The following is a 12,873-nucleotide window of genomic DNA, read 5'->3' as shown; positions in this document are numbered from 1 at the left end:
CTCGTGCGTCGGCCCTGGCGCCTACTGACCGCACGTGGCCGCCTCTTCGTCGTCGTCGGTCTGGTCGGGCTGCTGACCGGGCTGCTGGCCGGTCAACGCGACGTGCTGCGGCTGGCGGTGCTGCTGCTCGCCCTGCCCGCGGTCGCGGCCGTGCTCGTCTCCCGCGCGCGGCTGCGGCTGTCGTGCGAACGCTCGATCGACCCGCCCGAGGTACCGCTCGGCTCGCCGATGCGTGGCCGGATCACCCTCGGCCAGGACGGCCGGCTGCCCGCCGGGATCTTAATGCTCGAGGACTCCGTGCCGCGTGAGCTCGGGCTGCGGCCCCGCTTCCTGGTCGACAAGCCCGACATCAGCTGGCGGCGCGAGGTGGAGTATCCGCTGCTCGGCCGGGTCCGCGGCCGCTTCACCACCGGACCGTTGATGGTGCGGACCACCGACCCGTTCGGGCTGGTCCAGCTCGACCGCCAGTTCGTGGCGACCAGCGACGTCATGGTCACTCCGCAGATCGTCCCGCTCGCGCCGATGCGAGCCTCCGGCGGTGGCGGCAGCACCGGTGAGGCGCGACCGCACCGGATCGGCGTGGTCGGTCAGGACGACGCGCTCGTCCGTGAGTACCGGCAAGGCGACGAGGTGCGCCGGATCCACTGGCGCTCGACCGCCCACCGCGGCGAGCTGATGGTACGCCGCGAGGAGCAGGCCTGGGACCCCAGCGCCAACGTGATCCTCGACTCCCGGATCGGGGCGCACGCCGGCCGCGGGCTGCACAGCTCGCTGGAGTGGGCGATCTCGGCCGCGGCCTCGGTGGCCCTGCACTTCCTCGACGAGGGGTACAGCGTCGAGATCTTCGAGGCCGACGGACCGCTGCACATCACCGGCAGCATGGGCCAGCACAGCTCGGCCTCGGCTGAGCTGGTCGTCAGCCGGCTCACCGACCTGACGGGCAAGGTGACCTCGAGCCTGCACCACGCCGTCCAGTCCGCTGCCGACGACCGGGCCGGCCAGCTGGTCGTGGCTGTGCTGGGGCGGATGGACGCCGCGGACGCCCACACCCTGCTGCGGCTGCAGCGGAACCGATCCCAAGGCATGGCGTTGATGTTGGACGTGGACACCTTCGCCGAGAGCCCGGCCACCCCGCGGCAGCGGGCCGAGCACGAGCTGGCCGGCCAGATCCTGCGCGAGAACGCCTGGCGGGTGGTCGACGTGCCGCGAGGCATGGGGGTCGCCGACGCCTGGGCCGCGCTCGCCCAGATCCGGGCGGCCGCCTGATGCGCGCCAGCGACCGCACCACCATCGCCGTCGTCCTCGCCCTGTTCCTGGGCGCCTTCACGCTGACCCCGCTGACGTCGGACCTGCGCTACCTCGGCGCGAGCTGGGGCTTCCTGCTCGTGCTGGGGATCGCGTCCGCTCTGCTGCACCGCGCACGGCTCGGACCCGCACTGGTGCTGGGGGTCCAGGTGCTGATGGGCGCACTGCTCAGCCTGGCGCTGAGCATGACCCTGTCGCTGTCCGGGGAGGGCGAGACCTGGTACCTGCACTACCTGGACGTGTGGCGCAGCGGCGTGCTGCACATGCAGACCCAGGGCACGCCGATGGACCCCGACGACGGGGTGGTGCTGATCTTCGCGACCGCGATCGCGGCGCTGCTGATCCTGACCGACCTGCTCGCCACCGGGCTCCGCCGACCGGCGTGGTCGATCGCGCCGCTCGCGGCTCTGTTCCTGGTGCCGGCGGTCGGGCTGGGCACCGACACCGGGCTGCGCAGCTTTCTGCTCGTCGCGACCGGCTACCTCGCCATCCTGGTCGCCGACGGGCTCAACACCACCGGCCGCTGGACCCGGGGCCTCTCCCTGGACTCCGCCGAGAGCGTCGGCGCCACCCCCGTGGTCTGGCGGGCGGCTGCCCTGATCGGCGTACCGGCGGTGATCGGCACCCTGGTGCTCAGCGCCCTCCTGCCCACCCTCAACCTCTCCGGCCTGGGGATCGGCAGCGGCAGCGGCGGGAACGGCCCGCTGCAGCTGACCGACCCGAGCCTGGACCTGCGCCGCAACCTCCGCCAGCCTCCCGGCAAGGAGGTCATCACCTACCGGACGGACTCCACCGACGGCCTGTACCTCCGGCTCGCCTCGCTGCCGCAGTTCAACGCGTCCGGCTTCAGCAACGTCCAGATCCGGCTGAACACCGGCAACCAGCTGCCGCTCGTGCCCGGGCTGAACGACACCTCCGGCAAGCAGCGCGACGTCACCATCTCGGTGCTCGACTTCCAGTCGCAGTACCTGCCGATGCCGTACGCGCCGCGCAGCTTCACCGCTGCCGGCGACTGGCGCTACGACGCGAACTCCCTGACCGTGGTCAACGGCGAGAACCGGCCCGAGGCGCTGCGCAACCTCACGTACGGCGTGACCAGCACCGACGTCAGCCCGAGCGCGAACGAGCTGGCCCAGTCGGTGGCGGGCACCCCGCTCGACTCCTCGGTCACCGCGGCCATCCCGAAGGACCTGCCCGAAGACCTGGTCCGGCTCACCGAGGAGGTCGTCCGGGGTCACGACACCGCGGCCTCGAAGGCGGCGGCGATCCAGGGGTACCTGCGCAGCGGCGAGTTCACGTACAGCGTCGAACCGCTCCCCGGCAACGGCTACCGGGCGTTGGAGAACTTCCTGCTGCGGGACAAGCGCGGCTACTGCGAGCAGTTCGCCGCCTCGATGGCGATGATGGCCCGGATCGCCGGCATCCCGTCCCGCGTCTCGGTCGGCTTCCTGCCCGGCAAGAAGCAGGGCGACGACACCTGGTCAGTCTCCATCCGCGACATGCACGCCTGGCCCGAGCTCTACTTCTCCGGCTTCGGCTGGGTGCGGTTCGAGCCGACGCCGGGCAGCATCACCGGTTCGGCGCCGCCCTGGACCCTGGCCACTTCCGACAACCCGAGCACCAAGCCCTCGACCGAGCCCACGGTCGCGCCGACCGAGGACACGCCCTCGCTCAGCTCCGGGCCGACCCTGGCGCCGGAGGACCCTGGCGCCACCGGCGACGGCAGCGCCGCGTTCCCGTGGGGCAAGACGCTGGCGGGTTCGGGCGTCGGACTGCTGGTGCTCGTGCTGCTCGCCGCACCCGCGACCATCCGGGTCCGTCGGCGAAGTGCGCGGCTGGCCGGGGGCCAGCTGGCGGATGAGCAGGTCGAAGCCGCCTGGGCGGAGATCCGGGACACCGTGCTCGACTACGGCGGGTCGTGGCCCAGCGGGTCCCCGCACGCCATCAGCGCCGAGGTCGCGCACCGCCTCGACACCCCCGAGTCTGCGGCCATCGGTCAGGTCGCCACCCTGGTGGAGCGGTCCCGGTACTCCCGGCGCTTCGACGACCTCGAGGCCACCGCCGGCGTTCCCCAGCTGACGTCGGAGATCCGCCGCGGCATCGCCGCCCCGCTGAGCCGGCGCCGCCGACTGCTCGGTCTGCTGGTCCCCCGCTCCCTCTTCCGCCGGGGTGCCCGCGAGCTGTAACGCGCCCTGAGCTTGTCGAAGGCCTCGAAGAGGTTGCGCTGACTGTCAGGACGGGACGAGTTGTCGCAACCCCTTCGGGGCCCTCGACAAGCTCGGGACGCGTCTAGGCGAGCAGTCGGGTGATGGCGTCGGTGCAGAGGGTCCAGGCCGGGGTGCCCACGGTGATCGGGTCGAGGTGGTCGCCGGCGTGCGTCATCAGGGTGCTGTCGTCGCCGGCGGCGCGGGCCGCCGCGGTGAAGGTCTCGGACTGGCTGAGGGGCACCGTGGTGTCGGCGCTGCCATGGACGCAGACCGACGGGACGCCCAGCGGCAACCGGGCCAGCGGCGAGGCGAGTGCGTACGCGGCCGCCTCGGCGTCCGGTCCGCCACCCATCAGGTCCGGGACCGCGTCCCCGCCGACGTGCTGACGGGCGGCGCCGACCAGGTCCAGCACGCCGGCCTGGGCGACCAGCCCGCGCAGCCGTACGGCCGGGTCGGCCCCGGGAGTGCCCCCCGGCAGCCCCGGTCGGGCGCCGAGCCAGCCCACCAGCTGGCCGCCGGCGGAGTGCCCGAGGCCGACCACCCGGTCGAGCTGCAGCCGGCCGTCCGCCAACCGCTGGCCGTCGGTGGCCAGGGCGTCAACGGCGGCCGCGACGTCGACCATGGTCCGCGGCCAGCCGCCGCGACCGGCCTTGTGGCCACGGCCGACCCGACGGTACTCGACGTTCAGCGCGGCCCAGCCGTGGCCGACCAGGTCCTGGGCCAACGGGCGGCCCAGCTCGGCTCCGTAGCCGGTCCGCCAGAAGCCGCCGTGCACGACGACCACCACCGGTACCGGGCCCGTCCCGGCGGGCAGGGACAGCTCGCCGAACTGGCTGGGCAGGTCGCCGTAGGTGTAGGTGGCGGGCACTGGACTCTCCTCCGCGGTTGAGGTCTCCGAGGTCTGCGGGTCAGCGGCCGAGCAGCCGGTGGCCAGCACGCCGGCGCCGGCGCTCAGGACACCGAGCAGGGCTCGGCGCCTCATCAGGTCATCGGGTCATCGGGTCATCGGGATGGGTCAGGTCCGACCGCGCGGGTCCGGACAGCACAACGCACCCGCTCGAAGAGCAGGTGCGTGGTGGAGCAGAGCTGGTTCCGGGTCAGAAGCCGGACTCGTCGCGGCGCTTGCGCCAGCGCTCCTCCATCTTGTCCATGAAGCCCTGGTTGTCCGCCGGGCGTGAGCCCTGAGCGGTGGTCGCACGGTCGCGGGTACGGCCCAGGTCGGCGCTGGTACCGACGTGCTGCCAGGAGTAGATGGCGGTGACTGCGGCCGCGACCATCACCACGAAGCCCAGCACGCTGAAGATCAGGTTGGTCGAGATGCCGAGGATCAACAGAGCAAGTCCCGCGAAGAAACCGATCCCCGCGATCGCCGCTCGGCGTCGGTGCACACGCCGGACCCCGGTGCCGCGCAGGGCGTTCACCAGCTTGGGGTCCTCAGCGGCCAGGGCCGCTTCCATTTGCTCGAGAAGCCGTTGCTCCTCGTCGGACAGGGCCATCGGCCACCTCCCGCAGTCTCGTCGTTCGCTACGCCGTCATAGTACGCGTCGCGACCGCACCCCGATCGGCAGGTTTCTCACCGACGGCGCTGGGCAAGCTTCGTGGACCAGACTGACCCCGCCCGGTGGGCGGGGTCGCGACAAGTTTAGGTCCGGTTGGGGCTGAGCGAAACGGATCCCGGAAATTAGCGTGGACGAGTCAAGGCGGCGCGCCGTACGGCGGTCGGTCCAAACTTGCGCACCGCGGCGTCGACGGCCTGGTCGGCCTCCTGCCAGCCCCGTTCGGGGTCGGTGAGCTGGGGCTGGCGGGCCGCCCGATGCGCCGGCCCGAGGCCCTCGACCCGGACGCCGATCCGTCGGATCCGGGCCTTCGGCAGGCCGAGCCGGTCATACAGCGCGGCCGCGGCCGCATACACCTCCTCGGTCACGTCCGTCGGGGTCGCCAGGGTCACCGACCGGGTCAGCTCGGAGAAGTCGGCGAACCGCAGCGAGACCGCGACGGTACGGCCGACCAGGCCGGCCTTGCGCATCCGGCGGGTCGTCCGGTCGGCCATCCGCAACAGCTCGAGCCGAACGGCGTCCGGGTCGTCGGTGTCCCGACCGAGGGTCTCAGCAGAGCTGATGCTGCGTTCGGGCTGGCCGGCCACGACCCGGCGCCGGTCACGACCCCAGGCCAGCTCCTGCAGCCCACGGCCGGCGTGCGGCCCGAACGCCTGGCGCAGGGTCGAGGCCGGCGCGTGGGCGAGCTGGCCGACGGTCTCGATGCCGAGCCGGCCGAGCTTCTGTGCCGTCGGCTGGCCGACCCCCCACATGGCGTCCACGGGCATCGGGTGCAGGAAGGCCACCACGTCCTCGGGCGCCACCTCCACCAGACCGTCGGGCTTGGCGGTGCGGGAGGCCACCTTGGCGACGAACTTGGACGGGCCGATACCGACCGAGCAGGTGATGGCCTGCTCGTCGGCCACGGTGGCCCGCAGCCGTTCGCCGATCGCCGCGGCCGGTCCGTACATCCGCCGGGATCCGGTCAGGTCGAGGAACGCCTCGTCGATCGAGGCCGACTCCACCGCCGCCGACACCGCGGCGAAGACGGCGACGATCGAGCGCGACACGGCGGCGTAGCTGTCGAAGTCCGGCGGCAGGAAGACCGCCCCCGGAGCGAGCCGGCGGGCCTGGCCCGACGACATCCCCGACCGGACGCCCAGCGCCCGCGCCTCGTAGGTCGCCGAGAGCACGACACCCCGGTGCGAGCCGCCGACGATCACCGGCCGACCGCGCAGCTCCGGCCGCTGCCGCAGCTCGACCGAGGCGTAGAAGGCGTCCATGTCGACGTGCATGATCACCGGTGGCTCGGCGCGCTGCGCGGATCGGGCGTCGGGCTCGGCGTCGACCACGGCGCCGCTCAGCTCAGCCGGGCGAACACGTGCAGGTACGGCGCGAGGGACCGGAACGCCGGGTCCTGGCTGACCTCGGCCTCCAGCGCGGCGAGCTCGGTCCGCGCGCCGGGCTCGGCGTCCAGGACCGGTTCGGGCACGAAGGCCGAGATCGCGCCGATGCCGTGGCCGGCGACGACGGTGAACCCGGCCTGCTGCACCAGGGCGACGACCTGCTCGACGTCGAAGCCGGTCCGGTCCGCGTACGCCCGGCGGGCCAGGGCGACGTGTCCGGCCAGCGCAAGGCTGAGCACAGTCGCGTCCCGCTGGGCGACGAGCAGGCTCAGCGCGCCCTCGGGACGCAGCACCGCAGCGGTCGCGGCGAGGGCGTCAGGCGCCGACTCGACCACGTCCAGCACCCGGTGGCACACCACCACGTCGGTGCTGGCCGGGCCGAGGACGTCGACCAGGTCGGACGCGTCGCCCTGGCGGCCCACGATCAACCCCTGGAGGCCGGCGTCGACCGTCCGCCGTTCGAGCGAGGCGAGGGCGTCCGGACTGGGGTCGACAACGGTCACCCGGTGGCCGAGCCGGGCCAGGGCGGTGGCGACGCCACCCGTGCCGCCGCCGAGGTCGACGATGTCGTACGGCTGGGCCCGGTCGCGACCGAGCTCATCCAGCTGGCGGGTCAACAGGTCGAGCAGAAAGGACGAGAAGTCGGCCCGCCGACGTCGGAACTCGGTCACGGTGCCCTCCTGCGGCGCGCTCGGACGGCTGAGGACCGGCCACCCTGGCCCGCAGCCTAGGCCACCCGCGGCCCGGGTCGGCGCCGACGCGAGGACCGCCGTCACCGGCGCACCTCCCGCCCGCTGGTCGCGGCCGGCTGCGGTCCGGCGCTCAGTACCTGGTCGACCACGTCCAGGAAGCTCTCCGTGGCGCGGACGAGGTGGTCGGCCTCGACCGCGCTGACCACACCGGTGGCGCCGGCCCGGACGGCGTCCCGCTGGCTCTCGGTCGCGGCGAAGACCGACGCCCAGCCGGCCAGGGCGGGTACGGCCTCCGTCACGGCCCGCCAGGCGTTCCGGGGCCGGCGGACGCGGCCGGGACGTGCTCCGCTCGCGAGCACGACGGCCGCTACCCGTAGCGCGACGAGGTGGCCGGCGAGGAACCGCTCGTCCGGCTCTCGGGTGCCCCAGGCCTCGTGCAGGGCGGCTCGGGCTCGGGCCAGATCACCGGTGAGCCCGACCGGGTCGCCGGCCAGCGTTCCCGTGGGAACGAAGACTGGGGCAGGCGCGGCGGCGACGGGCATGGGCATGGGCATACTCCTCATGACGTGTGAACGGGGTACGGTCGGCGGTCAGGACCACCCGGCGGTTCGACGGGCCGGAGCCCCGGCGTAGACGGGGGTCGAGGTCCGTCCACGCCGGGACACGCCAGGAGCGCGTGCCGCGAACACGCGCTGCCCTTCCTCAGACGTCCCTCGGACCCATCCCCGGCCCGTCACCCCGACGAGACATTTAGAACGCCTGTTCGAACACGGATCAATCTACACGGCTCCACTGACAGGTCAAGAGCCTTCGCCCAGATGCTCGGCCGTGGAGCTGTGGCCGGGGTCGCGTCGGGCCGCCGCACGGTCGGTGTGCCCGAGGTCGCGGCCGGGCGCGACCCGGTCGCGGACCAGCCGCTTGAGCGGACCGAGGTCGGGGAAGCCGCCGTCGACCTTGCGGTCCCAGACCACGTCCTCGCCCACCCGGACCCGGAAGACACCGCCGGTCCCCGGCCGCAGGGCGATCTCGCCGATGTCGGTGCCGAACGAGGTCAGCAGCTCCGAGGCCAGCCAGTGGCGCGCAGCAGCCAGCGGCACTGGGTGCAGTAGGTGATCTCGACGCGGGTCCCGCCGACGTCGGAGACAGCAGGCTCGGTCATGGCACCAGCCTGGCACCCTCAGCCGCCTCCCCTACGCTGCTGGGATGGCGCGCGCGGCCGATCCGGTGATCGTGGTGGGCGGCGGGCTGGCCGGGATGGCCGCCGCCGCCCGGCTCGCCAAGGCCGGCCACCCGGTCGACCTCGTTGAGCGGCACTCCAGCCTCGGCGGCCGGTGGCGGGCGACCGACGTCGCGGGCCTCGGCCTGGTGGACGGAGCTCCGGCGGTGCTCGGCTTCCCGGCGCCCTGGCGCGACCTGTTCCGCAAGAGCGGTCGACCGTTGGAGGTCGAGCTGGCCCGCAGCGGCCACGCCCTGGTGCCGGCCGCACCCGTCCGCTACGTCTTCGCCGACGGCTCCGTGCTCGCGCTGCCCACCGAGCGCGGCCAGCAGTACGCGGTGCTGACCGAGGCGTACGGGCCTGCGGTCGCGGCCCGCTGGCGGGACCTGCTCGACGGGCTCGACGAGGTCTGGCAGACCCTGCGACCGCTGGGCCTCGAGGCCGAGCTGGTCGACCGCCGGCAGCTCAACCGCGATGTCCGGACCCGGCTGCGCGCCCGGCGGAGCCTGGCGGCGCTGGCCGCCGGGCTCGACGAACCGCACCTGACCGCGCTGGTCCGCAGCGTCGCCCACCGGCACGGTTCCACCCCCGAGCAGACCCCCGCGTGGGTCGCGGTCGACCTCGCGGTCAGCCGGACGTTCGGCCACTGGCAGGTCCAGGCGCCAGCCGATCGCCCCGCCGACACGGGTCGGTCGTCGGTCCTGACCGAGGTGCTGGCCGCCCGGCTCGCCACCCGGCGCGTCCAGGTCCACCTGGACGCCGCCGTCGACGCGGTGCTGGTCGAGGGCGGCCGAGCTGTCGGCGTCCGGACCGCCGCCGGAGAGCTGCGCGCCGACGCGGTGATCGTCACGACCGACCCGTGGCAGCTCGACGCCCTGCTGCCCGCCCGGACGGCCCCCCGGCTGCGGCGTGACCTGCGCCGGCTGCACCCGGCCGGGGCGCCGGCGGTGACCCATGGACGCGAGGACCAACCGTGCTCCGGGGTGCTCGAGACGGTCGAGCTCTCGGCCGACGGGGTGCCGGTGGTCAGCTATCGACGGCCGCTCGGCGACGCCACGCTGGTCAGCCGGCACGACTACGGCCACGCCTCCCCCGATCCCGCGGCCGGGGTGGCGTGGCACGGGTTCCGCGACTGGCGGCGGCGGCCGCCAGTCGTCCCGGACCTGGCCGGCCTCTACGCCGCCAGCGCCTCCGCCGCCGCCGGCAGTGGGCCGTCCCAGGTCGTGTTGTCGGGGGCACTGGCGTCCTACGCCTGCCACGACCGGCTGGCGGCGTCCTGACCCATGGATCCGCGCGGGGCACGGAGGCCGCTTCAGCCACCTATACTCAGACGTTCCGTTTCTGGCGATAGGACGATCAAGCTTGTCTTCTGCGCACCGCGAGCCCGATCCCGACGAGCAACCGGAGGTCGGCGACCAGCTGTTCCGGCGTGAGCTCGCCGTCGAGCAGGCGCACGTCGACCTCGTCTACACCCGGCTCGCCGAGGCGACCCGGACCGCGCAGCAGGTCGCGACCGCCGGTCGTTCGCTCTTCCAGTCCGACCGTGGCTCCTACGTCCGCGAGGAGGACGGCACCGGCCTCTACGAGCGGGACGTGTTCGCGTTCCAGACCGCCAAGCGGTTGGCGGTGCTCGACGCCGAGCACGAGGGCCTGGTCTTCGGCCGGCTGGACCGGACCGACGGCGAGGTCCGCTACGTGGGCCGGATCGGCGTCCGTGACGCCGACTACGAGCCGCTGGTCATCGACTGGCGCGCCCGGGCGGCCGAGCCGTTCTACCGCGCCACCCCGACCGACCCGATGCAGGTGCTCCGTCGCCGGGTGCTGCGCTGCCAGGGGATGCGGGTGATCGGCATCGAGGACGACCTGCTGGACGCCCGCGACGACGGTCCCGACCTACCGGTCATCGGCGAGGGCGCCCTGATGGCGGCCCTGTCGCGGGCCCGCGGCCACACGATGCGCGACATCGTGGCCACGATCCAGACCGAGCAGGACGAGGCGATCCGAGCCCCGCACCAAGGCTTCACGCTGATCTCGGGCGGACCCGGCACCGGCAAGACGGTGGTGGCCCTGCACCGCGCTGCGTACCTTCTCTACTCCAACCGGCGGCGCTTCGAGTCCGGCGGCGTGCTGGTCGTCGGCCCCAGCCGGGTCTTCATGAACTACATCGAGCGGGTGCTGCCCTCCCTCGGGGAGGAGTCGGTGACGCTGCGCTCCATCGGTGCGGTGGCCGGCGACGTCGTCCGACTGGCCGACGAGCGGGTCGACCCGGCTCCGGTCGCGGCGGTCAAGGGCAGCCTGCGGCTCGCCCGGGTGCTGCGCCGGCTGGTCCAGGAGCCGCCACAGTCCGTGCCGCTGGAGCTTCGGCTCACCCTGCAGGGGCACGTGCTGGTGGTGGCCGTCGACGCCCTCGAGCGGATCCGCGCCGAGGTGCTGGCCCACCACAAGCTGAACGCCGGCCGCGAAGCCGCGCAGAAGGCGCTGCTCACCGCGCTCTGGCGGGGCCGGCCGGCCGAGCTCGAGCTCGAACGGGACGAGTTCGACGACGCCGTCACCGACACCGCCGCGTTCACGATGTTCTGCCTGGCCTGGTGGCCGGCGGTCAGCGCAGCCGAGGCCCTCACCCGGCTCGCGGACCGAGCCCTGCTGGCGCGGGTCGCGACGCCGGTGCTCACCGACCAGGAGCAGGCGCTGCTCGCGGCCAGCTACGCCGGTGAACCCGAGCAGGCCCGCCGGGGCACCTGGACGGTGGCCGACAGCGCCCTGCTCGATGAGCTGGTCAACCTGCTCGGGCCGGTCCCCGAGAGCGAGGACCGCGAGGAGCCGCTGTTCCTGCCGGAGGACGCCGAGTACGCCGAGGTGGTCACCACCGCCGACCGGCTGTCCCCGGCCCGCGAGGTCGACCCGTTCGACCTGCCGTACCAGACCTACAGCCACGTCCTGGTCGACGAGGCCCAGGACGTCACCCCGATGCAGTGGCGGATGCTGCGCCGTCGCGGGGCCAGCGCGTCCTGGACGATCGTCGGCGACCCGGCGCAGAGCTCGTGGCCGGACCCGACCGAAACCGCTCGCGCGCTGGAGGAGATCATCGGCACGGCGCCGGTCCGCCGGTTCCGGATGAGCACCAACTACCGCAGCCCGGCCGAGGTGTTCGACCTGGCCGCGGCCGTGGTCGTCCACGCTTTCCCCGACGCCGACCTGCCCAGGGCCGTCCGCTCGACGGGCGTCGCGCCCGAGCTGCGGGTGGCGACCGGGGCCGACCTGGACGCTGCGGCGGTCGACGCGGTCCGTGACCTGCTGGCCGAGGTGGACGGAACGGTCGGGGTGATCTGCCCGCCCACGACCCGGGACGAGGTGGCCACCGCCCTGGACGCCGCCGACCTGGAGGGCGCCGGCCGGCTCGCCGTGGTGACCTCGCTGCAGTCCAAGGGCCTCGAGTACGACGGGGTGCTGGTGGTCGACCCGGACCGGATCGTCGCCGAGTCCTCGGGCGGCGTCCGGGCGCTCTACGTGGCGCTGACCCGGCCCACGCAGCGGCTGGTGACGCTGGATGCCACTAGCGGTGCAGGTTGGCGTAGATCTCTCGGGTAGCGCGCGAGCGGTTCTGCGTGTAGTAGTGCAGACCCGGTGCGCCGCCGGCGAGCAGCGCCTCGGACAGCTCGGTGCCGAGCTCGATCCCGACCCGGCGGACCGCGTCGTCGTCGTCGGCGACGGCCTGGATCCGCCTCGTGACCGCCGCCGGCAGCGGTGCGCCGGAGAGCTCGGCGAAGCGGGTCACCTGGCGGACGTTCGTGATCGGCATGATGCCCGGGATGATCGGCAGGTCACAGCCCAGCGCCCGGACCCGGTCCACCAGCGCGAAGTAGCTGTGCGCGTCGAAGAAGAGCTGGGTGATGGCAAAGCTCGCGCCGGCGCGGGCCTTGTCCACCAGGATCCGGGCGTCCAGCGCCGCGTCGGAGCTCTGCGGGTGCGGGTCGGGAAAGGCCCCGACCCCCACGCAGAAGTCGCCGAGCTCGCGTACCAGCGCGACCAGCTCGGTCGCGTTCGCGAGGCCGTCGGGGTGCCGTACCCACGGTTCGGTCGGGCCGCCGGGCATGTCACCGCGGATGGCCAGCACGTGCCGGACGCCGGCGGCGGCGTACGCGCCGATCACTCGGCGCAGCTGGTCCCGGCTCTGGCTGGCGCAGGTCAGGTGGGCGACCGAGCGCAACGTCGTGTGCTGCGCGATCGTCTCCGTCGCGGTGATCGTCCGCTCGCGGGTCGACCCGGACGCGCCGTAGGTCACCGAGACGAAGTCGGGGCCGAGCGACTCGAGCTCGCGGACGGCCTGCCACAGCTGGCGGGCTGAGGTCTCGTCGCGGGGCGGGAAGAACTCGAACGAGAACAGCGGCCGGGTCGCGGTCTGGAGCAGCTCCTCGATGGTCGCGGCGCGCGGCCGTGAGTACGACGCAGTACGGGCCGGCATGCGCCCCACCCTAGTCGGGGTCCCGTCCCGCCTCCGTAGGCTCAGCATGT

The 12,873-nt window shown here is 73.6% G+C and carries 12 protein-coding genes; 4 read left to right on the top strand and 8 right to left on the bottom strand.

Annotation, left to right across the window (positions count from 1 at the left end; translation table 11 throughout):
- The first annotated feature begins 3 nt into the window (after positions 1 to 3).
- A complete protein-coding gene (locus ACFE76_RS10280; RefSeq protein WP_375431654.1) occupies positions 4 to 1,266 on the top strand; it encodes a DUF58 domain-containing protein in 1,263 nt (420 codons plus the stop codon).
- Positions 1,266 to 3,491, top strand: a complete 2,226-nt coding sequence (locus ACFE76_RS10275) for a transglutaminaseTgpA domain-containing protein (RefSeq protein ID WP_375431653.1) — start codon at positions 1,266 to 1,268, stop codon at positions 3,489 to 3,491. The genes ACFE76_RS10280 and ACFE76_RS10275 overlap by 1 nt, the downstream gene beginning before the upstream one ends.
- A gap of 103 nt (positions 3,492 to 3,594) precedes the next feature.
- On the opposite strand, the gene ACFE76_RS10270 is transcribed toward ACFE76_RS10275, so the two are convergent.
- The 7 genes from ACFE76_RS10270 to ACFE76_RS10240 all read right to left on the bottom strand — a co-directional run bounded on the left by ACFE76_RS10270 (position 3,595) and on the right by ACFE76_RS10240 (position 8,304).
- Complete coding sequence (locus ACFE76_RS10270; protein ID WP_375431652.1) at positions 3,595 to 4,494, bottom strand: alpha/beta hydrolase family protein; 900 nt, start codon at positions 4,492 to 4,494, stop codon at positions 3,595 to 3,597.
- Positions 4,495 to 4,609: 115 nt separating this feature from the next.
- Positions 4,610 to 5,008, bottom strand: coding sequence for a DUF3040 domain-containing protein (locus tag ACFE76_RS10265; RefSeq protein ID WP_375431651.1), 399 nt, complete (start codon positions 5,006 to 5,008; stop codon positions 4,610 to 4,612).
- Positions 5,009 to 5,193: 185 nt separating this feature from the next.
- Positions 5,194 to 6,399: a DNA polymerase IV gene (gene dinB, locus ACFE76_RS10260; RefSeq protein ID WP_375431650.1), complete on the bottom strand. Its 1,206-nt coding sequence runs from the start codon at positions 6,397 to 6,399 to the stop codon at positions 5,194 to 5,196.
- A gap of 8 nt (positions 6,400 to 6,407) precedes the next feature.
- Entirely contained in the window at positions 6,408 to 7,124 is a 717-nt protein-coding gene (locus tag ACFE76_RS10255; RefSeq protein ID WP_375431649.1) for a class I SAM-dependent methyltransferase, read from the bottom strand.
- 101 nt (positions 7,125 to 7,225) lie between these two features.
- Complete coding sequence (locus ACFE76_RS10250) at positions 7,226 to 7,693, bottom strand: SAV_6107 family HEPN domain-containing protein (RefSeq protein WP_375431648.1); 468 nt, start codon at positions 7,691 to 7,693, stop codon at positions 7,226 to 7,228.
- Between the two features lie 252 nt (positions 7,694 to 7,945).
- Positions 7,946 to 8,242 carry a SelT/SelW/SelH family protein gene (locus ACFE76_RS10245; RefSeq protein WP_375431647.1) on the bottom strand — a complete coding sequence of 99 codons (297 nt, stop codon included), beginning with the start codon at positions 8,240 to 8,242 and terminating at the stop codon, positions 7,946 to 7,948.
- Entirely contained in the window at positions 8,197 to 8,304 is a 108-nt protein-coding gene (locus ACFE76_RS10240; RefSeq protein WP_375431646.1) for an Rdx family protein, read from the bottom strand. The genes ACFE76_RS10245 and ACFE76_RS10240 overlap by 46 nt, the downstream gene beginning before the upstream one ends.
- 44 nt (positions 8,305 to 8,348) lie before the next feature.
- Between ACFE76_RS10240 and ACFE76_RS10235 the strand changes: the two genes are divergently transcribed.
- Both ACFE76_RS10235 and ACFE76_RS10230 read left to right on the top strand, forming a co-directional pair.
- Positions 8,349 to 9,641, top strand: coding sequence for a phytoene desaturase family protein (locus ACFE76_RS10235; RefSeq protein ID WP_375431645.1), 1,293 nt, complete (start codon positions 8,349 to 8,351; stop codon positions 9,639 to 9,641).
- An 82-nt stretch (positions 9,642 to 9,723) separates the two neighbouring features.
- Positions 9,724 to 11,949: a HelD family protein gene (locus ACFE76_RS10230; protein WP_375431644.1), complete on the top strand. Its 2,226-nt coding sequence runs from the start codon at positions 9,724 to 9,726 to the stop codon at positions 11,947 to 11,949.
- Here the strand turns inward: ACFE76_RS10230 and metF are convergent.
- Positions 11,915 to 12,823 carry a methylenetetrahydrofolate reductase [NAD(P)H] gene (gene metF / locus ACFE76_RS10225; RefSeq protein WP_375431643.1) on the bottom strand — a complete coding sequence of 303 codons (909 nt, stop codon included), beginning with the start codon at positions 12,821 to 12,823 and terminating at the stop codon, positions 11,915 to 11,917. The genes ACFE76_RS10230 and metF overlap by 35 nt on opposite strands.
- Positions 12,824 to 12,873 lie beyond the last annotated feature (50 nt).

The organism is uncultured Friedmanniella sp. (assembly GCF_964244005.1).
Classification (GTDB): Bacteria; Actinomycetota; Actinomycetes; order Propionibacteriales; family Propionibacteriaceae; genus Microlunatus.
Note: the sequence above shows the minus strand (reverse complement) of the source record. Positions and strands in the feature narration are given on the sequence as shown.